This is a genomic window from Pseudomonas sp. RtIB026, assembly GCF_016861355.2.
GTDB lineage: Bacteria > Pseudomonadota > Gammaproteobacteria > Pseudomonadales > Pseudomonadaceae > Aquipseudomonas > Aquipseudomonas peradeniyensis.
The window spans coordinates 458,747-482,031 of record NZ_AP023348.2 but is presented as its reverse complement, the minus strand read 5'-3'; the positions used below and the strand labels follow the sequence as shown (position 1 = coordinate 482,031).

Genomic DNA, 23,285 nt, shown 5'->3' with positions numbered 1-23,285 from the left:
CGCCGTAGAGAGGCAGGGATCAGCTGTTGGAGTTGTCGATCTTGATGGTCGGGTCGGCACCGCTGATCAACGAGTTGATCGTGGTGTTGGACCAGTTCACGCCCTCGAGCTTGATGGTCACGTCGGCGTTGGCCAGGCCACCGGCGGCGTTGAGCTTGCCTTCGGTGCTGACCTGCAGGGTCGACTCGCCATTGACCGTGGTGATCTTCAGGAAGTTGTCGATGGTGCTGGCCTTCTCGCCCTGGAGCAGGTCGCTCAGGTCGAGGCGGTCGCCCTCGCTGGCCTTGAAGTCCTTGATCACGTCCTTGCCCAGGTCGCCGGACTTCCACACGAAGGTGTCGGCACCGCTGCCACCGGTCATGATGTCGTCACCCTTGCCGCCGATGAGGATGTCATTGCCGGCACCGCCGAACAGGATGTCGTTGCCTTCGCCGCCGAGCAGGGTGTCGTTGCCGGTGCCACCGAGCAGGATGTCATTGCCCTTGCCGCCGTCGATGTAGTCGTTGCCACCCTGGCCGAAGATGATGTCGTTGCCGTTGCCGCCCAGCAGGGTGTCGGCGCCGTCGTTGCTGCGCGAGACATCGAACTCGGCGTAGTTCTCGGTGATGTACTTGTGCATCGCCCGTGCGTCCACGCTGCCCGCGTCGACGCCCAGCTTGTCGGCGACATAGCCGCGGATCGCCTCGACACCGGTGCCGGCAACACCGTCGAAGACCATCAGGTCACCGAAGATGATGTCGTTGCCGTCGCCGCCGTTGACCGTGTCATTGCCCGGCTGGGTGACTTCGGTATGGCCGAGGATGGCTTCGGCCAGCTTGCTCGGGTCGATGTTGGTCTGCGGCTTGCCGTCGGTGTCGTATGGTTTCAGGTCGTTGGTGTTGACGCCGTTGTTGAGGCCGATGGCCTCGACTTGGGACAGGCCCGAGAGCAGCTTGAAGCTGTCCTGCGAGTTGCTCGTGGTGGTGCTGTTGGTGTCGTAGCCCAGGCCGCCACGCGAAGACAGCTCATAGGTGCCGTTGCCTTCGGCATGCAGTTCGCCCGATACGCCGTATTTCCAGCCGTTGCGGTAGTACTGCACCTGCAGGTTGCCGGCGTTGTCGATGCTGACGTAGTTGGTGTTGCTGCTGTCGATGTAGCCGTTGTACGCCATGCCCGGCTTGTAGTTGATCGAAGCCAGGAAGGTGTCCAGGGTGATGCCCGAGGTCCCCAGGGTCGGGTTGGGGTTCTCGTTGGCCTGGTAGTAGGTCGGCTTGCCGTCGGTGATGAAGAACGTCTGGTTGCTGCCGGTGTTGCCACCATCCTTGAGGTTCTGGAACCAGTTGGCGGTGGTCTTGAAGGCGTCCTCGTAGTTGGTGCCGCCGTCCGCCCGCAGGTTGTTCAGGGCGTTGAGCAACTGCTGCAGGCCGGCATCGTTCAGGGTTACCGCAACGCTGCTCTTGACCTGGGTGGCGAAGTCCACCAGCAGGATGTTCACGGTGCCCGACTGGTCGCCCTTGACGCTGGCGGCCAGGGTCTTGAACACCGACTCCAGGGATTTCTTCGCCGCATCCACGCCGGACGAGCCCATGCTGCCCGAGGTGTCGACGATGAAGGCGAGGTTGTAGTCCTGGCCCGGCACCACGTGCAGGCCGGTGACGTCGGCCACCACCACATCGTTGCCGTCGGTGCCGGTGATGTTGTCGCTGTCCGAGGACAGGTTGCTGGTGGTGTAGGACTGCGGGTAGACCGTGACCTTGATGGTGCCTTCGCTGGTCGCGGTGCTGCCGCCGACGCTCTCGGTGGAGGTCGAGCTGACCTTCACGTCGAACTGGCCGGCATAGTAGGCCGGTGGCTTGATGGTCAGGCTGCCCAGGTTCCAGCCGGTGACGTCCACCGCGTCCTTGCCGACGGTGATGGTGTGGCCGGCATTGTCGGCCAGCACCGAGCCTGCCGGGATGCCGCTGAGCTTGACGCTCAGGGCCTCGGAGCCGTCAGTGTCGGTGAGGTTGGTGCTGATGCCCACCAGCTTGACCGGGGCGCCGTTCTCGCTGCCTTCGTTGAGCTTGTAGCCGTCGTAGTAGCCCTGGTTGTTGCTGCCGTGCAGGTCGCCGACGGTCACGCCGGCGTTGGTCAGGTCCTTGACGCTCGGGTACATCGGGATGTTCGAGCTGTTGAGGTCGGTGACCGCGCCGTTGCCCACCTTGATGTTGACGTCCAGGCTGCCGGGGCCGGACTGGTTGGCGTTGTAGATCTCCAGGGTGTAGTAGCCGCTGGTGGTCGGGGTGAAGCTGCCGGAGATGGCGCCGCTGCCCGAGCCCCAGGTACCGCTGGCGACGTTCTTGCCACCGACGACGATCTGCAGGCTGTCGTCGGCGGTGCCGCTGAACGCATAGGTCTTGCCGGCTTCGAGGTAGATCAGGCCGGAGGTCTTCGAGCCTGTGCCAGGCGACACGGTGGCGACCGTGTCGACACCGGTGACGGTCTCGCTCTTGCTGGCGTTGCCGGAGTTGGCGAAGACGTTCTTCAGCGCATCGCCGGTGATGCCGTTGCCGTTGTTACCCAGGCCGGTGAGGCTGTTCCAGGTTTCCTTGAGCAGGCCGATGGAGTTGACGTTGTTGTTGCCGATGTTCAGGTCAGGCTTGTCGGCCACTGGCGCGATATCGACCTTCATGGTCACTTCGCCGCCGGCGTTGGTGCCGTCGTTGGGCTTGTACTTGATCTGCGCGTAGTCGGCCTGCTTGTTGCCCACGCCGCTGCCGCCATAGCCGTCGACGCCCGACTGGTTGGCCAGCGGCACGAACTTGAGCTTGCCGGCGGCGATGTCGGCCTGGCTGATGTTCTGGTTCAGCGACACATCGACCCACGAGGTGCCGTTGAAGAACTTCAGGCTGCCCAGGTCCGGCAGCTTGCTGATGGTCACCGACAGGCCGCTGTTGCCATCGGCGTCGCTGACGTTGAAGTCGCCCCACTTGAACACGTAGTCGGTGTCTTCGCTGCCGGTCACGGCGCCACCGGTCGACACCGGCGCGTGGTCGTTGTCGATGATGGTGGTGGTGACGCTGGACTTGCTGGCGTCGACTTGCAGGTTCTCGAAGCCGCCGCCTGTGGCGCCGCTGATCTTGACCGTGAAGTTCTCCGAACCCTCGACCAGCTTGTCGTCGATGGTCTTGATGTCGAAGGTGGTGCCGCTGCTGCCCGCCGGGATCTTCACGGTGACCACACCGGTAAAGTCCTGGCCGTCCGTGGCGGTGCCGCTGTAGGTCAGGGTGATGGTCACCTCGGACTTCGACGGGTTGCTCAGGGTCAGGTTGTAGTGGGCGGTATCGCCTTCGGTCACCGAGGTGTCGCCGCTGATGCCGACGGTGGTCAGGTCGCCCTGGCCGCTCGGCTCGTCGGTGACGCTGGTGGTGACGGTATTGCTGCCCAGGGTCAGTTTCTCGAAGTTGTCGCCACCGGCGACCGTTTCGATCTTGTTGACGATGTTCGGCTGGCCACCGAGGTACGGGTCGTCCTTGGCGGTGATGGTGAAGGTGCCGCTGGCGCTGCCGGCCGGGATGCTGACCTTGGTGCCATCGGTCAGGGTGAAGGTCAGGCCGTTGTGGCCGGTGACCGACAGGCCCTGGGCGTTGGTCAGGGTCACGGTGTAGGTGACCTGGCCGCCTTCGCTGACGGTGGTCTTGTCGGCGGACAGGGTGGCGACCACTTCACTGATGGTATCGCTGATCTGCACGGTGGCGTTGCCACCCAGCTCGAGGTTCTCGAAGGTCTTGCCGGTGACCGCGGCATCGGTGATGCCTACGGTCAGCGAGCTGCCATCCTTGAACACGTCGTCGCCTTGGGCGGCGGCCTTGTACTCGACCTGGGTCTGGCCAGCCGGAATGATTACCTTGGCACCGTTGCTCAGGGTCACGGTCAGGTCCTGATCGAGCTTCTGGCTGACCTTGACGGTGAACGACGGCTGCTGGGCTTCGTTGACATCGCCATTGCCGACGATGGTGACCGAGACCTTGTCGCCCTGGTTGCCGGTACCCGGGGTGCCCGAACCTGGCTCGTCGGTGACGGTAGTCTTCACTTCGTTCTGGCCCAGGGTCAGTTTTTCGAAGTTGTCGCCGCCGGTGACGCCGGTGATCTTGTTGCTGATGGTCGGCTGGCCACCGACGAACACGTCGTCCGCAGCGGTGATGGTGAAGGTGCCGCTGGCGCTGCCGGCCGGGATGGTGACCTTGGTGCCGTCGGTCAGGGTGAAGGTCAGGCCGTTGTGGCCGGTGACCGACAGGCCCTGGGCGTTGGTCAGGGTCACGGTGTAGGTGATCTGGCCGCCCTCGGAAACGGTGGTCTTGTCGGCGGACAAGGTGGCCACGACTTCGCTGATGGTGTCGGTGATCTGCACGGTGGCATTGCCACCGAGTTCCAGGTTCTCGAAGGTCTTGCCGGTGACTGTGGCGTCGGTGACGCCTACGGTCAGCGAGCTGCCATCCTTGAACACGTCGTCGCCCTGGGCGGCGGCCTTGTACTCGACCTGGGTCTGGCCGGCCGGGATCACCACCTTGGCGCCATTGCTCAGGGTCACGGTCAGGTCCTGGTCGAGCTTCTGGCTGACCTTGACGGTGAACGACGGCTGTTGGGCTTCGTTGACATCGCCATTGCCGACGATGGTGACCGAGACCTTGTCGCCCTGGTTGCCGGTACCTGGGGTACCCGAACCTGGTTCGTCGGTCACCGTGGTGGTCAGCGTGTTGTTGCCGAGAGTCAGCTTCTCGAAGTTGCCGCCACCGGTGACGGACTCGATCTTGTTGACGATGCTCGGCTGGCCGCCGACGAACACGTCGTCCTTGGCGGTGATGGTCACGGTACCGGTGGCGCTGCCCGCCGGGATGGTGACCTTGGTGCCGTCGGTGAGGGTGAAGGTCAGGCCGTTGTGGCCGGTGACCGACAGGCCCTGGGCGTTGGTCAGGGTCACGGTGTAGGTGAACTGGCCACCCTCGGCAACCGTGGTCTTGTCAGCGGACAGGGTCGCGACCACTTCGCTGATGGTGTCGGTGATCTGCACGGTGGCCGAACCGCCGAGCTCGAGATTCTCGAAGGTCTTGCCGACCACGCTGGCATCGGTGATGCCGACGGTGAGCGGGCCGCCGTCCTTGAACACGTCGTCGCCCTGGACCGGCGCCTTGTACTCGACCTGGGTCTGGCCGGCCGGGATCACCACCTTGGCGCCATTGCTAAGGGTCACGGTCAGGTCCTGATCGAGCTTTTGGCTGACCTTGACGGTGAACGACGGTTGCTGGGCTTCGTTGACATCGCCGTTGCCGACGATAGTGACCGAGACCTTGTCGCCCTGGTTGCCGGTGCCCGGGGTGCCCGAGCCCGGCTCGTCGGTGACCGAGGTCTTCACTTCGTTCTGACCCAGGGTCAGTTTCTCGAAGTTGTCGGCACCGCTGACGCCGGTGATCTTGTTGCTGATGGTGGCCTGGCCGCCGACGAACACGTCGTCCGGCGCGTTGATGATGGCGGTGCCAGTGGCGCTGCCGGCCGGGATGGTGACCTTGGTGCCATCGGACAGGGTGAAGGTCAGGCCATTGTGGCCGGTGACCGACAGGCCCTGGGCGTTGGTCAGGGTCACGGTGTAGGTGACCTGGCCGCCTTCGGACACGGTGGTCTTGTCGGCGGACAAGGTGGCCACGACTTCACTGATGGTGTCGGTGATCTGCACGGTGGCGTTGCCGCCCAGTTCCAGATTCTCGAAGGTCTTGCCGGTGACTGCGGCATCGGTGATGCCGACGGTCAGCGAGCTGCCGTCCTTGAACACATCATCGCCTTGGGCGGCGGCCTTGTATTCGACCTGGGTCTGGCCAGCCGGAATGATTACCTTGGCACCGTTGCTCAGGGTCACGGTCAGGTCCTGGTCGAGCTTCTGGCTGACCTTGACGGTGAACGACGGCTGCTGGGCTTCGTTGACATCGCCATTGCCGACGATGGTGACCGAGACCTTGTCGCCCTGGTTGCCGGTACCCGGGGTGCCCGAACCTGGCTCGTCGGTGACGGTAGTCTTCACTTCGTTCTGGCCCAGGGTCAGTTTTTCGAAGTTGTCGCCGCCGGTGACGCCGGTGATCTTGTTGCTGATGGTCGGCTGGCCACCGACGAACACGTCGTCCGCAGCGGTGATGGTGAAGGTGCCGCTGGCGCTGCCGGCCGGGATGGTGACCTTGGTGCCGTCGGTCAGGGTGAAGGTCAGGCCGTTGTGGCCGGTGACCGACAGGCCCTGGGCGTTGGTCAGGGTCACGGTGTAGGTGATCTGGCCGCCCTCGGAAACGGTGGTCTTGTCGGCGGACAAGGTGGCCACGACTTCGCTGATGGTGTCGGTGATCTGCACGGTGGCGTTGCCACCCAGTTCCAGGTTCTCGAAGGTATGGCCCGGAACCGTGGCATCGGTGATACCGACGGTCAGCGAGCTGCCGTCCTTGAACACGTCGTCGCCCTGTGCGGCGGCCTTGTACTCGGTCTGGGTCTGACCTGCCGGGATCACCACCTTGTCGCCGTTGGACAGGGTGACGGTCAGGTCGTAGCCAAGCTTCTGGCTGACCTTGACGGTGAACGACGGCTGCTGGGCCTCGTTGACATCGCCGTTGCCGACGATGGTGACGGACACCTTGTCGCCCTGGTTGTCGGTGCCTGGAGTACCAGTGCCCGGCTCGTCGGTCACGGAGGTTTGCACTTCGTTCTGACCCAGGGTCAGTTTCTCGAAGTTGTCGGCACCGGTGACGCCGGTGATCTTGTTGCTGATGGTGGCCTGGCCGCCAACGAAGACGTCGTCAGGCGCGGTGATGATGGCGGTACCGCTGGCGCTGCCGGCCGGGATGCTGACCTTGGTGCCGTCGCTGAGGGTAAAGGTCAGGCCGTTGTGGCCGGTGACCGACAGGCCCTGGGCGTTGGTCAGGGTCACGGTGTAGGTGATCTGGCCGCCCTCGGACACGGTGGTCTTGTCGGCGGACAAGGTGGCCACGACTTCGCTGATGGTGTCGGTGATCTGCACGGTGGCGTTGCCGCCCAGTTCCAGATTCTCGAAGGTCTTGCCGGTGACCGCGGCGTCGGTGATGCCGACGGTCAGCGAGCTGCCATCCTTGAATACATCGTCGCCCTGGGCCGCGGCCTTGTACTCGACCTGGGTCTGGCCGGCCGGGATCACTACCTTGGCGCCATTGCTCAGGGTCACGGTCAGGTCCTGGTCGAGCTTCTGGCTGACCTTGACGGTGAACGACGGCTGCTGGTCTTCGGTGACGTTGCCGTTGCCAACGATGGTGACCGAGACCTTGTCGCCCTGGTTGTCGGTGCCTGGCGTGCCAGTGCCTGGCTCATCGGTCACGCTCGTGGTGACGGTGTTGTCACCCAGAGTGAGCTTCTCGAAGTTGTCGGCGCCACTGACACCCTCGATCTTGTTGACGATCGAAGGCTGGCCGCCGACGAATACGTCATCCGGCGCGGTAATGGTGAAGGTGCCGCTGGCACTGCCTGCCGGGATGCTGACCTTGGTGCCATCGGTCAAGGTGAAGGTCAGGCCATTGTGGCCGGTGACGGACAGACCTTGGGCGTTGGTCAGGGTCACGGTATAGGTGATCTGGCCGCCTTCAGTGACCGTGGTCTTATCCGCAGTCAGGGACGCGACGACTTCGCTGATGGTGTCGGTGATCTGGACGGAGGCGTTGCCACCCAGTTCCAGATTTTCAAAGGACTTGCCATCAACGGCGGCATCGGTGATGCCGACGGTCAGGGTATCTCCGTCCTTGAAGACGTCATCGCCCTGAGCCTTGGCCTTGTACTCGGCTTCGGTCTGACCGGCTGGAATGACGACTTTGTCGCCGTTCGACAGGGTCACGGTCAGGTCGTGGTCGAGTTTCTGGCTGACCTTGACGGTGAAGGCGGGTTGCTGGTCTTCGGTGACATCGCCTTTGCCGACGATGGTGACGGTGACCTTGTCGCCCTGGTTGTCGGTACCTGGAGTGCCGGTGCCTGGCTCGTCGGTTACGGTCGTGGTGATTGTGTTATCGCCGAGGGTCAGCTTCTCGAAGTTGTCGCCACCGGCAACCGATTCGATCTTGTTGACGATCGAAGGCTGGCCGCCGACAAACACGTCGTCTGGTGCGGTGATGGTGAAGGTACCGCTGGCGCTACCGGCCGGGATGGTGACTTTGGTGCCATCGGTCAAGGTGAAGGTCAGGCCGTTATGGCCATTGACCGGCAGACCCTGGGCGTTGGTCAGCGTCACGGTATAGGTGATCTGGCCGCCTTCGATGACGGTAGTCTTGTCGGCAGTCAGGGTCGCAACGACCTCGCTGATGGTGTCGGTGATCTGAACGGAGGCGTTGCCACCCAGTTCCAGATTCTCGAAGGACTTGCCGTCGACGGCGGCATCGGTGATGCCGACGGTCAGGGTGTCACCGTCCTTGAAGACGTCATCACCTTGGGCTTTCGCCTTGTACTCGGCTTCGGTCTGGCCGGCCGGGATCACGACCTTGTCGCCGTTGGACAGGGTCACGGTCAGGTCGTGGTCCAGTTTCTGGCTGACCTTGACGGTGAAGGCCGGCTGCTGGTCTTCGGTGACATCGCCCTTGCCGACGATGGTGACGGTGACCTTGTCGCCCTGGTTATCGGTACCCGGAGTGCCGGTGCCAGGTTCGTCAGTGACGGAGGTCTTCACTTCGTCCTGACCCAGGGTCAGTTTTTCGAAGTTGTCGGCGCCGGTGACACCTTCCAGCTTGTTGGTGATGGTCGGTTGGCCACCAACGAACACATCGTCCGGAGCGGTGATGGTGAAGGTACCGCTGGCGCTGCCGGCTGGAATGGTGACCTTGGTGCCGTCGGTGAGGGTGAAGGTCAGGCCGTTGTGGCCGTTGACCGGCAGACCCTGGGCGTTGGTCAGCGTCACGGTGTAGGTGATCTGGCCGCCTTCGGACACCGTGGTCTTGTCGGCGGTGAGGGTCGCGACGACTTCGCTGACGGTGTCGGTGATCTGCACCGAGGCGTTGCCGCCCAGCTCCAGATTCTCGAAGGCCTTGCCGTCAACGGTAGCATCGGTGATGCCGACGGTCAGGGTATCGCCGTCCTTGAAGACGTCATCACCTTGGGCCTTGGCCTTGTACTCGGCTTCGGTCTGGCCAGCAGGGATCACCACCTTGTCGCCATTGGACAGAGTGACAGTCAGGTCATGGTCGAGCTTCTGGCTGACCTTGACGGTGAAGGCTGGCTGCTGGTCCTCGGTGACATCGCCTTTGCCGACGATGGTGACAGTGACCTTGTCGCCCTGGTTGTCGGTACCTGGCGTGCCAGTGCCTGGCTCGTCGGTCACGGTCGTGGTGATCGTGTTGTCGCCGAGGGTCAGCTTCTCGAAGTTGTCTGAGCCGCTGACGCTTTCGATCTTGTTGACGATCGAAGGCTGGCCGCCGACGAACACATCATCCGGTGCGGTGATGGTGAACGTGCCACTGGCGCTGCCTGCCGGGATGGTGACCTTGGTGCCATCGGTCAGGGTGAAGGTCAGGCCATTGTGGCCGTTGACCGGCAGCCCTTGGGCGTTGGTCAGGGTGACGGTGTAGGTGATCTGACCACCTTCGGACACAGTAGTCTTGTCGGCGGTCAGGGTCGCGACCACTTCGCTGATGGTGTCGGTGATCTGGACGGAAGCGTTACCGCCCAGTTCCAGATTCTCGAAGGCCTTGCCGTCGACGGCAGCATCGGTGATGCCGACGGTCAGGGTGTCGCCATCCTTGAAGACGTCATCACCCTGGGCCTTGGCTTTGTATTCGGTTTCGGTCTGGCCGGCTGGGATGACAACCTTGTCGCCGTTGGACAGGGTGACAGTCAGGTCGTGGTCCAGTTTCTGGCTGACCTTGACGGTGAAGGCTGGCTGCTGGTCTTCGGTGACATCGCCTTTGCCGACGATGGTCACGGTGACCTTGTCGCCCTGGTTGTTGGTGCCTGGAGTGCCGGTGCCTGGCTCGTCGGTCACGCTCGTGGTGACGGTGTTGTCACCCAGCGTGAGCTTCTCGAAGTTGTCGCCACCGGCAACCGATTCGATCTTGTTGACGATGCTCGGCTGGCCGCCGACGAACACGTCGTCAGGGGCGGTGATGGTGAAGGTGCCGCTGGCGCTGCCGGCTGGAATGGTGACCTTGGTGCCGTCGGTGAGGGTGAAGGTCAGGCCGTTGTGGCCGTTGACCGGCAGGCCCTGGGCGTTGGTCAGCGTCACGGTGTAGGTGATCTGGCCACCTTCGGTGACGGTAGTCTTGTCGGCGGTGAGGGTCGCGACGACTTCGCTGACGGTATCGCTGATCTGTACGGTGGCATTGCCGCCCAGTTCCAGATTTTCGAAGGTCTTGCCATCAACGACTGCATCAGTGATGCCGACGGTCAGCGAGCTGCCATCCTTGAAGACGTCATCGCCCTGGGCATCCGCCTTGTACTCGACCTGGGTCTGGCCAGCCGGAATCACCACCTTGGCGCCATTGCTCAGGGTGACGGTCAGGTCCTGGTCCAGCTTCTGGTTGACCTTGACGGTAAAGGACGGCTGCAGGTCTTCGGTGACATCGCCGTTGCTGACGATGGTGACGGACACCTTGTTGCCGGTATCCGGATCATCAGTGACGGTGGTGGTGAGTGTTTCCTTGCCGAGCGTCAGCTTCTCGAAGTTGTCCGCGCCGCTGACACCTTCAAGCTTGTTCACGATCGAGGGCTGGCCACCGACGAATACATCACTCGGGGCGGTGATGGTGAAGGTACCGCTGGCGCTGCCGGCTGGAACGGTGACTTTGGTGCCGTCCGACAGGGTGAAGGTCAGGCCATTGTGGCCGGTGACCGACAGGCCCTGGGCATTGGTCAGGGTCACTGTGTAAGTGATCTGGCCACCTTCGGTGACGGTAGTCTTGTCGGCGGTCAGGGTCGCGACGACTTCGCTTACTGTGTCGGTGATCTGAACCGAGGCATTGCCACCCAGCTCCAGATTCTCGAAGGCCTTGCCATCGACGGCAGCATCGGTGATGCCGACGGTCAGGGTGTCGCCGTCCTTGAAGACGTCATCACCCTGGGCTTTGGCTTTGTATTCGGTTTCGGTCTGGCCTGCTGGGATCACCACCTTGTCGCCGTTGGACAGGGTGACCGTCAGGTCGTGGTCCAGTTTCTGGCTGACCTTGACGGTGAAGGCTGGCTGCTGGTCTTCGGTGACATCGCCTTTGCCGACGATGGTGACGGTGACCTTGTCGCCCTGGTTGTCGGTGCCTGGAGTGCCAGTGCCTGGCTCATCGGTCACAGTCGTGGTGACCGAGTTGTCGCCGAGAGTCAGCTTCTCGAAGTTATCGCCACCGGCAACCGACTCGATCTTGTTGACGATGCTCGGCTGGCCACCGACGAATACGTCGTCCGGCGCAGTGATGGTGAAGGTGCCGCTGGCGCTGCCGGCGGGGATAGTCACCTTGGTGCCATCGGTCAAAGTGAAGGTCAGGCCATTGTGGCCATTGTGGCCATTGACCGGCAGACCCTGGGCGTTGGTCAGGGTCACGGTGTAGGTGATCTGACCGCCTTCGGTGACGGTGGTCTTGTCGGCGGTCAGGGTCGCAACGACTTCGCTGATGGTGTCGGTGATCTGCACCGAGGCGTTGCCACCCAGCTCCAGATTTTCAAAGGCCTTGCCATCGACGGCGGCATCGGTGATGCCGACGGTCAGGGTATCGCCGTCCTTGAAGACGTCGTCGCCCTGGGCTTTCGCCTTGTACTCGGTTTCGGTCTGACCGGCAGGAATGACCACCTTGTCACCGTTGGACAGGGTGACAGTCAGGTCGTGGTCGAGCTTCTGGCTGACCTTGACGGTAAAGGCTGGCTGCTGGTCTTCGGTGACATCGCCTTTGCCGACGATGGTGACGGTGACCTTGTCGCCCTGGTTGTCGGTGCCTGGAGTGCCAGTGCCCGGCTCGTCAGTGACGCTCGTAGTGACCGTGTTGTCGCCGAGGGTCAGCTTCTCGAAGTTATCACCACCGACAACCGATTCGATCTTGTTGACGATCGAAGGCTGGCCACCGACGAATACGTCGTCTGGTGCGGTGATGGTGAAGGTACCGCTGGCGCTACCGGCAGGGATGGTGACCTTGGTGCCGTCGGTCAGGGTGAAGGTCAGGCCATTATGGCCGTTGACCGGCAGGCCCTGGGCATTGGTCAGCGTCACGGTGTAGGTGATCTGGCCGCCTTCGGTGACGGTAGTCTTGTCGGCAGTCAGGGTCGCAACGACCTCGCTGACGGTATCGGTGATCTGCACCGAAGCGTTGCCGCCCAGTTCCAGATTTTCGAAAGCCTTGCCATCAACGGCGGCATCGGTGATGCCGACGGTCAGGGTGTCGCCGTCCTTGAAGACGTCGTCGCCCTGGGCCTTGGCCTTGTATTCGGTTTCGGTCTGGCCGGCCGGGATCACGACCTTGTCGCCATTCGACAGGGTTACGGTCAGGTCATGGTCCAGCTTCTGGCTGACCTTGACGGTGAAGGCCGGCTGCTGGTCTTCGGTGACATCGCCTTTGCCGACGATGGTGACGGTGACCTTATCGCCCTGGTTGTCGGTGCCTGGCGTGCCAGTGCCCGGCTCGTCGGTCACGGTCGTGGTGATCGTGTTGTCGCCGAGGGTCAGTTTCTCGAAGTTGTCCGCGCCGCTGACGCCTTCGATCTTGTTGACGATCGAAGGCTGGCCGCCGACGAACACATCATCCGGTGCGGTGATGGTGAACGTGCCACTGGCGCTGCCTGCCGGGATGGTGACCTTGGTGCCATCGGTCAGGGTGAAGGTCAGGCCATTGTGGCCGTTGACCGGCAGCCCTTGGGCGTTGGTCAGGGTGACGGTGTAGGTGATCTGGCCGCCTTCGGACACAGTGGTCTTGTCCGCAGTCAGGGTCGCGACCACTTCACTGACGGTGTCGGTGATCTGGACGGAGGCGTTGCCACCCAGTTCCAGATTTTCGAAGGCCTTACCGTCAACGGCGGCATCGGTGATGCCGACGGTCAGGGTGTCGCCATCTTTGAAGACGTCGTCGCCCTGAGCCTTGGCTTTGTACTCGGCTTCGGTCTGACCGGCTGGAATGACGACTTTGTCGCCGTTCGACAGGGTCACGGTCAGGTCGTGGTCGAGTTTCTGGCTGACCTTGACGGTGAAGGCAGGTTGCTGGTCTTCGGTGACATCGCCTTTGCCAACGATGGTGACGGTGACCTTGTCGCCCTGGTTGTCGGTGCCAGGAGTACCGGTGCCTGGCTCGTCGGTCACAGTCGTGGTGACCGAGTTGTCACCGAGAGTCAATTTCTCGAAGTTGTCACCACCGACAACCGATTCGATCTTGTTGACGATCGAAGGCTGGCCACCGACAAACACGTCGTCCGGTGCGGTGATGGTGAAGCTGCCGTTGGCACTGCCTGCCGGGATGGTGACCTTGGTGCCATCGGTCAGGGTGAAGGTCAGGCCATTGTGGCCGTTGACCGGCAGCCCTTGGGCGTTGGTCAGGGTGACGGTGTAGGTGATCTGGCCGCCTTCGGACACGGTGGTCTTGTCAGCAGTCAGTGTCGCAACGACTTCGCTGACGGTATCGGTGATCTGAACCGAGGCGTCGCCGCCCAGTTCCAGATTCTCGAAGGCCTTGCCGTCGACGGCTGCATCGGTGATGCCGACGGTCAGGGTATCGCCATCTTTGAAGACGTCGTCGCCCTGGGCCTTGGCTTTGTACTCGGCTTCGGTCTGACCGGCTGGGATGACAACCTTGTCGCCGTTGGACAGCGTGACAGTCAGGTCATGGTCGAGCTTCTGGCTGACCTTGACGGTGAAGGCCGGCTGCTGGTCTTCGGTGACATCGCCTTTGCCGACGATGGTGACGGTGACCTTGTCGCCCTGGTTGTCGGTGCCTGGCGTGCCAGTGCCTGGCTCGTCAGTCACCTTTGTGGTGACCGAGTTGTCGCCGAGAGTCAGCTTCTCGAAGTTATCGCCACCGGCAACCGACTCGATCTTGTTGACGATGCTCGGCTGGCCACCGACGAATACGTCGTCCGGTGCAGTGATGGTGAAGGTACCGCTGGCGCTACCTGCAGGGATGGTGACCTTGGTGCCGTCGGTCAGGGTGAAGGTCAGGCCATTGTGGCCGTTGACCGGCAGCCCTTGGGCATTGGTCAAGGTCACGGTGTAGGTGATCTGGCCACCTTCGGTGACGGTGGTCTTGTCCGCAGTCAGGGTCGCGACCACTTCACTGACGGTGTCGGTGATCTGGACGGAAGCGTTACCGCCCAGTTCCAGATTTTCAAAGGCCTTGCCATCAACGGCGGCATCGGTGATGCCGACGGTCAGGGTATCGCCATCTTTGAAGACGTCGTCGCCCTGAGCCTTGGCTTTGTACTCGGCTTCGGTCTGACCGGCTGGGATGACAACCTTGTCGCCGTTGGACAGAGTGACAGTCAGGTCATGGTCGAGCTTCTGGCTGACCTTGACGGTGAAGGCCGGCTGCTGGTCTTCGGTGACATCGCCTTTGCCGACGATGGTGACAGTGACCTTGTCGCCCTGGTTATCGGTGCCCGGAGTACCGGTGCCTGGCTCGTCGGTCACGCTCGTGGTGACGGTGTTGTCACCCAGCGTGAGCTTCTCGAAGTTGTCGCCACCGGCAACCGATTCGATCTTGTTGACGATGCTCGGCTGGCCACCGACGAATACGTCGTCCGGTGCAGTGATGGTGAAGGTGCCGCTGGCGCTACCGGCAGGGATGGTGACCTTGGTGCCATCGGTCAGGGTGAAGGTCAGGCCATTGTGGCCGTTGACCGGCAGGCCCTGGGCATTGGTCAGGGTCACGGTGTAGGTGATCTGGCCGCCTTCGGACACAGTGGTCTTGTCGGCGGTCAGGGTCGCGACGACTTCGCTGACGGTGTCGGTGATCTGCACCGAGGCGTTGCCGCCCAGTTCCAGATTCTCGAAGGCCTTGCCATCAACGGCGGCATCGGTGATGCCGACGGTCAGGGTGTCGCCGTCCTTGAAGACGTCATCGCCTTGGGCCTTGGCTTTATATTCGGCTTCGGTCTGGCCGGCCGGAATAACGACCTTGTCGCCATTGGACAGGGTGACAGTCAGGTCATGGTCCAGTTTCTGGCTGACCTTGACGGTGAAGGCCGGCTGCTGGTCTTCGGTGACATCGCCTTTGCTGACGATGGTGACGGTGATCTTGTCGCCCTGGTTATCGGTACCTGGGGTACCAGTACCCGGCTCATCGGTCACGGTCGTGGTAACCGAGTTGTCGCCAAGGGTCAGTTTCTCGAAGTTGTCGCCACCGGCAACCGACTCGATCTTGTTGACGATCGAAGGCTGGCCGCCGACAAACACGTCGTCTGGTGCGGTGATGGTGAAGGTACCGCTGGTGCTGCCGGCCGGGATGGTGACTTTGGTGCCATCGGTCAGGGTGAAAGTCAGGTCATTGTGGCCGCTGACCGGCAGCCCTTGGGCATTGGTCAAGGTCACGGTATAGGTGATCTGACCGCCTTCGGACACAGTGGTCTTGTCGGCGGTGAGGGTCGCTACCACTTCGCTGACGGTGTCGGTGATCTGCACGGTGGCATCGCCACCCAGCTGCAGGTTCTCGAAGGTCTTGCCCGCCACGTTGGCGTCGGTCACGCCGAGGGTCACCGAGCTGGCGTCCTTGAACACGTCGTCACCCTGGGCCGGCAGGCTGTAGGTAGCCTCGGTCTGGCCAGCGCTGATGACCACGGTGGCGCCATTGGACAGGGTCACGGTCAGGTCATGGTCGAGCTTCTGGCTGACCGACACGGTGAAGGTCGGTTGCTCGGCCTCGGTCACGTTGCCATTGCTGGCGATGCTGACGGTCACCGTGTCGATGCTGTCGCTGATCACGGTCTGGGTCGGCGTGGTGTCGGGCTCCAGCTTCTCGAAGTTGCCGCCGGTGGCACCGGTGATGCTGGTGCTGACCGTGCTGCCGTTGACGAATACGTCGTTGGCCGGGGTCTGGAAGTCGACGCTGCCGGTGCTTTCGCCAGCCTTGACGGTGATGGTCTGGCCGTTGGACAGGGTAACGGTGACCGGAGTCTGGGCCGGGTTGGTCAGGGTCACGGTATAGGTGATCACGCCGCCTTCGGTGACGCTTGGGGTCGCGGTCAGGGTGGCGGTGGTGGTGTCGATCGAGTCGTTGATCTTCGTTTCAGCGGGTGCCGGATTCGGCTCCAGTTTCTCGAAGTTGCCGCCCGTTGCCCCCGTGATCGTGGTGCTGACGGTGCTGCCATTGTTATAGACGTCATTGGCCGGGGTCTGGAAGTCGACACTGCCGGACGACTTGCCGGCCTCGATGGTGACGGTCTGGCCATTGGACAGGGTGACGGTGACCGGGGTCTGGGCCGGGTTGGTCAGGGTCACGGTGTAGGTGATCACACCGCCTTCGGTGACACTCGGGGTCGCGGTCAGGGTGGCGGTGGTGGTGTCGACCGAGTCGTTGATCACCGTTTCCGCTGGTGTCGGGTTCGGCTCCAGTTTCTCGAAGTTGCCGCCCGTTGCCCCCGTGATCGTGGTGCTGACGGTGCTGCCGTTGTTGTAGACGTCATTGGCCGGGGTCTGGAAGTCGACGCTGCCGGACGACTTGCCGGCCTCGATGGTGACGGTCTGGCCATTGGACAGGGTAACGGTGACCGGGGTCTGGGCCGGGTTGGTCAGGGTCACGGTGTAGGTGATCACGCCGCCTTCGGTGACGCTCGGGGTCGCGGTCAAGGTCGCTGTGGTGGTATCGACCGAGTCATTGATGACGGTCTGCGCTGGCGTCGGGTTCGGTACCAGATTCTCGAAGTTGCCGCCCGTTGCCTCCGTGATCGTGGTGCTGACGGTGCTGCCGTTGTTATAGACGTCGTTGGCCGGGGTCTGGAAGTCGACGCTGCCGGACGACTTGCCGGCCTCGATGGTGACGGTCTGGCCATTGGACAGAGTGACGGTGACCGGGGTCTGGGCCGGGTTGTTCAAGGTCACGGTGTAGGTGATCACGCCACCTTCGGTCACGCTCGGGGTCGCGGTGAGCGTGGCGGTGGTGGTGTCGATGGTGTCGGTGACCTGGGTCACCGCCGGGGTGGTGCTTGGCGTGACGATCAGGCCGTTACCGCCAGTCGTGCCGGTAATGGTCGCGGAGATCTGGCCGCCATCGATGTAGGGCGTGTCGTTGGCCGGGATGTCGACGTTGACGGTGCCGGTGGTCTGGCCGGCCGGGATCACGATGACGGCGCCGTTGGACAGGGTCACGGTCAGGTTGGTCAGCGGTGGTTGGCCGACGGTGGCGGTATAGACGATGACGCCACCCGCCTCGGTGATCGTGGGGGTGGCGCTCAGGGTCAGCCCTGTGGTGAGCGGGACGTTGGTCGTGTTGGTGCTGCCAGCATTGCCGTCCAGCCCGCCCAGCTCCTCGACCGCCAGGCCGTTGGCGAAGCCTATCGGGCCAGTGGGGAAGCCGATGCTCGGGTCGACCACCCCGGCGGTCTCCTCAAGCAGGACGAAGCTGTGTCCGCCGCCGACCGAGCCGCCGCCTGCCGCGGCCGGGCCGGCTGCGGTGGCTTCCAGCTCGGTGGTCGGGTCGACACCGGCGGCGATGGCCTGTTGCAGTTCTTCGACCGAGGGCGCTGCCTGGGCGGTGGCCTGGCTCAGGTCGGTGCTGCTGTCGGGCGCGTCGGCGCTCCACTGGGTGTCGCGGCCCAGGTCGAGCACACGGCCGTCGGCCAGCTCCAGGGTGACCGCGCCGCCCGCGCCGGTGTCTACCTGTTCACCTGCCAGCAGGCGATCGCCTTCGATCAGTACGCGCCGGATGCCTTCTGGGGAAACTGCGATGACTTGGCCAACAATGCTTTTGACGATGGCGACAACAGTGCTCATTGGACTCTCCGGGCTACCTGTTCAGTTGGCTTCCATGCCTGGCCGGCGTTCGAGGGCGGCGACTGATGGAATGTTTCAAATAATGTTTTTGACGCTGATTTGCGTCAATTTTACGTCTATAATTTCTGGCTATTAAGTTTATGCCAAACTATTGACCTTCTGGCTGCCATCCTAAACAATCGCCAAGGTAATGTCACATTGATATTTGGCCAGCTAAGCCCTTTCTTTTGTATTAATCGCACTGCCTATTCGGAAGCTTCCTACATACAGGATCAGGGTTTGCCATTTTCCAGGGCAGGCACGGCTTCGGCTGTGATTTGGGACAACAGCTCTCTCGGGAACCAGTAAAAATGCGTGCGTCACTGTTCACCGCTCTTCCTTTCGCTCTCGCCGCCACATTCGTTCAAGCACAAACCTTGCCCGAAGCCATGCAGAAGGCCCTCGAGGTCCATCCGGAAATCCAGGCCGGCGTGAACGCCCGCACGGCTGCGGACTATCAGCTGCGCGCTGCCCAGGGTGGCTATTTGCCGCGGGTCGACGTGACCGCCGGCTATGGTCGTGAGGGCACCGACAGCCCGAGCACCCGCAACCGCTGGGAGACCCTGAACCGTGGCGAGTCGGCTATCCGCCTGCGGCAGATGGTCTTCGACGGCTTCGCCACCTCCAGCGAGGTTGGCCGTCAACAGGCCACTGTCAACGCCCGCGCCTACTCCCTGCTGGGGACCTCCGAGCGCACCGCGCTGACCGTCGCCCAGGTCTACCTGGACGTGCTGTCGCGCCGCGAGATGGTGCGCCTGGCCGAAGACAACCTGCGCAACCACGAGCGCATCCTCGACCAGATCAAGCTGCGCACCAGCCGCGGCGTCGGTCGCCTGGCCGACCTCGATCAGGCCGAGGCGCGCCTGGCCCAGGCCCGCAACAACCTGATCACCGAGCAGACCAACCTGGCCGACGCCAACACCAACTACCTGAGCGTCGTCGGCCAAATGCCCGACGAGTTAAGCACGCCCGCGCCATTTGTCGACCTGCTGCCGGCCACCCTCGACGAGGCTCGCCACCAGTTGGTCGAGGAAAGCCCGATCCTGCGCTCGGCCGAGTCGGACATCGCCGCCGCCGAGAAGCAATACGAAGCGGCAAAGTCTACGTTCTATCCACGTTTCGATGCCGAACTCGGACGAACGGCCGACAACAACCTCGACGGCGCCGTCGGCCACAACAACGAATGGCAGGCCATGCTGCGCATGAACTTCAATTTGTACGCCGGTGGCAGCAACAAGGCCGACCTGGAATCGAAGTCGTACCTGGCCAACCAGGCCCTGGACATTCGCAACAACGCCTTGCGCCAGCTCAATGAGGAGTTAGGCTTGGCATGGAATGCTCTGGAGAACGCCAACGCCCAGGTGCCGATCGCCCAGCAGTATGTCGATCACAGCAACCGCGTGCGCAGCGCCTACCAGCAGCAGTTCGGCCTGGGCGAGCGTACCTTGCTCGACCTGCTCGACAGCGAGAATGAAACCTTCACCGCCCAGCGTCGTCTGGTAGAGGTGAAGAACACACAAATGTTTACTCAGTACCGAATCAAGGCGACCATTGGTCAACTGCTCAAGAGCCAGGGTGTCGTAGCACCGATGGCCTCCGTTGTGCAGAACGACCTGAAACCCAAGGTGAACCTGCCAGGCATGAACTGAAAGGCGCACCTTGAATCACCCCCGCAAGGATGAAGAGAGCGCCGCGTGGAATCCGAAGTCAGTCGAGTCCAACTCAGCCACGATCCACGCAGTCAGCATGACGACCCGCTGCTGGACAGTCTGCTGACCCTGTGTGTCCTGCACCAGAAGCCCGCCAGCCGGGCCATGCTGACCACCGGGCTACCCTTGCCCTCGCAGCGCCTGACCGCCGAGCTGCTGCCCCGCGCAGCCGCCCGGGCCGGGCTGCAGGGGCGCCTGCTGCAGCGCAAGCTCGAGCAGATCCCCAGCATCGCCATGCCGGCGATGCTGCTGCTCAAGGAAGGCCGCTGCGCCGTGCTGCTCGGCTGGGAGAACGAAGACACCGCGCGCCTGCTGCTCAGCGAGAGCGACGGCGGCGAGGTGCATGTCACCCGTGAAGCGTTGCAGGGCGACTACAGCGGCAAGGTGTTCTTCGCCCAGCCGCAGCACAAGTTCGACGTCAACCACGGCAACCTGATCCCGCGCGCGCGCTCCTGGTTCCGCGACACCCTGCTGCGCAGCAAGTGGCTGTACATCGATGCCATCGCCGCCAGCCTGGTGATCAACCTGATCGCCCTGGCCGCGCCGCTGTTCGTGATGAACGTGTACGACCGCGTGGTGCCCAACCAGGCCACCTCGACCCTGTGGGTGCTGGCGGTCGGCATCGCCGGTGCCTATGTCTTCGACCTGATCCTCAAGGGTTTGCGCAGCCTGTGCCTGGACCTGGCCGGCAAGAAGACCGACCTGATCATCTCGGCGACGCTGTTCGAGCGCATTGTCGGGATGTCGATGAAGTACCGCCCGGCGCGGGTCGGCAGCTTCGCCCAGAATATCCACGAGTTCCAGGGCCTGCGCGACTTCCTCGCCTCGCTGACCCTGACCAGTCTGATCGACCTGCCGTTCACGTTGCTGATCCTCATGGTCATCGCCATCATCGGTGGGCACCTGGTGTGGATTCCGATCCTGGCCTTCCCGTTGGCGCTGGGTATCGGCTACGCCCTGCAGAAGCCGTTGATGGCGACCATGGAGCGCACCATGGCCCTGGCCTCCGAGCGCCAGTCGAGCCTGATCGAGACCCTCGCCGGGCTGGATGCGGTCAAGGTCAACAACGCCGAGAGCGAGCGCCAGTACATGTGGGAGCAGACCCTCGGCACCCTGAGCCGCCTGGAGCTGCGGGTGAAGGTGCTGTCGGGCCTGGCCATGAACATCACCGCGCTGATCCAGCAACTGGCCGGCGTGGCGATGATCTGCGTGGGCGTGTACCTGATCATCGACGGCAACCTCAGCATGGGCGGCCTGGTGGCCTGCTACATGCTCAGCGGTCGCGCCCTTGGCCCGCTGGGCTCGCTGAACGGCCTGCTGGCCCGCTACCAGCAAGCCAAGGTGACCATGGTCGCCACCGACCAGATGATGGAGCTGCCCCAGGAGCGCAACTTCGAGGAGCGCCCGCTGAGCCGCCAGGTGCTGCAGGGCGCCATCGAATTCCGCGGCGTCGAGTTCACCTACCCGAACCAGCAGAACCAGGCGCTCAAGGGCATCAACCTGAACATTCGCCCGGGCGAGAAGGTCGGCATCATCGGCCGCAGCGGCTCGGGCAAGAGCTCCCTGGCCAAGCTGATCGTCGGCCTGTACGAGCCGGACAACGGCTCGCTGCTGGTCGATGGCGTGGACATTCGCCAGATCGACGTCAGTGAACTGCGCCACAACATCGGCTACGTGCCCCAGGACATCCAGCTGCTGGCCGGTACCCTGCGCGACAACCTGGTCAGCGGTGCCCGCTACATCGAGGACGAGCTGATCCTCCAGGCCGCGGAGCTTGCCGGCGTGCACGAATTCGCCCGCCTGCATCCGGACGGCTACGAGCTGCAGGTCGGCGAGCGTGGCCAGAACCTCTCCGGCGGCCAGCGGCAGAACGTCGCCCTGGGCCGGGCACTGCTGCTCAACCCGCAGATCCTGCTGCTCGACGAACCCACCAGCGCCATGGACAACACCGGCGAGGAGCGTCTCAAGCAGCGCCTGGCCGCGGTGATCGAGAACAAGACCGTGCTGCTGGTCACCCACCGGGCGTCGTTGCTGTCGCTGGTGGACCGATTGATCGTCATCGATCGTGGACAGATCGTCGCGGATGGCCCGAAAGCCGCCGTCATGGATGCGCTGAAGAAGGGGCAGATCAGTGTTGCATAAGCTGGATATCGGGCGTTTCAAGGACAACCTGCGCCGCTACTTCAAGGGCTCCGAGTCGTTGGCCGGGCAGCCGTTGCCCGAGGTCAACAAGGCGCTGATCGAGGACGCGCCACGGGTGGTGCGCCTGACCATCTGGGGCGTGATCGCGTTCTTCCTGTTCCTCATCATCTGGGCCAGCGTCGCGCCCATCGACGAGGTGACGCGCGGCGAGGGCAAGGCCATCCCGTCTTCCAAGGTGCAGAAGATCCAGAACCTTGAGGGCGGCATCGTCGCCGAGATATTCGCCAAGGAAGGGGAGATCGTCGAGGTCGGCCAGCCGCTGCTGCGCCTGGATGAAACCCGCTTCGCCTCCAACGTCGACGAGACCGAGGCCTCGCGCCTGGCCATGGCCCTGCGCGTGCAGCGCCTGACGGCCGAGGTCGAGGACAAGCCGCTGCAGATCGACGAAGAGCTGCGCAAGGCCGCGCCGAGCCAGGCCGCCAACGAACAGTCGCTGTACCTGAGCCGTCGCCAGCAGCTGCAGGACGAGCTTGGCGGCCTGCAGCAGCAGCTGGTGCAGAAGCAGCAGGAACTGCGCGAGTTCAACTCCAAGCGCGCCCAGTACGCCAACAGCCTGCAGTTGCTGCGCCAGGAAATCGCGATGTCCGAGCCGCTGGTGGCCCAGGGCGCGATCTCCCAGGTCGAGGTGCTGCGCCTGCGCCGCGCCGAGGTCGAGAACCGTGGCCAGATGGACTCCACCGCCCTGGCCATCCCCCGTGCCGAGGCGGCGATCAAGGAAGTCGAGAGCAAGATCGAGGAGACCCGCGGCAAGTTCCGCAGCGAGGCGCTGACCCAGCTCAACGAGGCCCGCACCGAGCTGAACAAGGCCACCGCCACCAGCAAGGCGCTGGATGACCGCGTGCACCGCACCATGGTCATCTCGCCGGTGCGCGGCATCGTCAAGCAGTTGCTGGTCAACACCATCGGCGGGGTGATCCAGCCGGGCAGTGACATCATCGAGATCGTGCCACTGGACGACACCCTGGTGGTCGAGGCGAAGATCCTGCCCAAGGACATCGCCTTCCTGCACCCGGGCCAGGAAGCCACGGTCAAGTTCACCGCCTACGACTACACCATCTACGGCGGCATGAAGGCCAAGCTCGAGCAGATCGGCGCCGACACCATCACCGACGAAGACAAGAAGACCACCTACTACCTGATCAAGCTGCGTACCGACAAGAGCCATCTGGGCACGGACGAGAAGCCGCTGTTGATCATCCCGGGGATGGTGGCCACGGTGGATATCATGACTGGCAAGAAGACCATCATGAGCTATCTGCTCAAGCCGATCATCAAGGCCCGCAGCGAGGCGCTGCGCGAGCGCTGACAGTCATTACGGGCCCCCTGTAGGAGCGGCCTTGTGCCGCGAAAGGGCTGCGAAGCGGCCCCAGGATTTCAGCATTGAGCAAAGATCGCCGGGGCCGCTTCGCAGCCCTTTCGCGGCACAAGGCCGCTCCTACAGGTCGGCGTATGGC

At 63.2% G+C, this 23,285-nt stretch carries 4 protein-coding genes; 3 read left to right on the top strand and 1 reads right to left on the bottom strand.

What is annotated here, in order from left to right; translation table 11 throughout:
• Positions 1 to 19 precede the first annotated feature (19 nt).
• The gene (locus PRtIB026_RS02155) at positions 20 to 17,881 is read right to left on the bottom strand and encodes an immunoglobulin-like domain-containing protein (protein WP_267813484.1); all 17,862 of its coding nucleotides are present in this window, start codon (positions 17,879 to 17,881) and stop codon (positions 20 to 22) included.
• 350 nt (positions 17,882 to 18,231) lie between these two features.
• Between PRtIB026_RS02155 and PRtIB026_RS02150 the strand changes: the two genes are divergently transcribed.
• The 3 genes from PRtIB026_RS02150 to PRtIB026_RS02140 are packed head-to-tail and all read left to right on the top strand — an operon-like array spanning position 18,232 to position 23,137.
• Positions 18,232 to 19,569 (top strand): TolC family outer membrane protein, encoded by a 1,338-nt coding sequence (locus PRtIB026_RS02150; RefSeq protein WP_110735609.1) that lies wholly within the window; start codon positions 18,232 to 18,234, stop codon positions 19,567 to 19,569.
• Positions 19,570 to 19,614: 45 nt separating this feature from the next.
• Positions 19,615 to 21,771 carry a type I secretion system permease/ATPase gene (locus tag PRtIB026_RS02145; RefSeq protein WP_203649469.1) on the top strand — a complete coding sequence of 719 codons (2,157 nt, stop codon included), beginning with the start codon at positions 19,615 to 19,617 and terminating at the stop codon, positions 21,769 to 21,771.
• A complete protein-coding gene (locus PRtIB026_RS02140) occupies positions 21,761 to 23,137 on the top strand; it encodes an HlyD family type I secretion periplasmic adaptor subunit (protein WP_186734130.1) in 1,377 nt (458 codons plus the stop codon). The genes PRtIB026_RS02145 and PRtIB026_RS02140 overlap by 11 nt, the downstream gene beginning before the upstream one ends.
• The last annotated feature ends 148 nt before the right edge of the window (positions 23,138 to 23,285 follow it).

What these genes read in the sequence shown, in the direction of transcription:
- PRtIB026_RS02150 (WP_110735609.1), top strand. Translation starts at nt 18,232, where the DNA reads ATGCGTGCGTCACTGTTCACCGCTCTTCCTTTCGCTCTCGCCGCCACA.
- PRtIB026_RS02155 (WP_267813484.1), bottom strand. Translation starts at nt 17,881, where the DNA reads ATGAGCACTGTTGTCGCCATCGTCAAAAGCATTGTTGGCCAAGTCATC.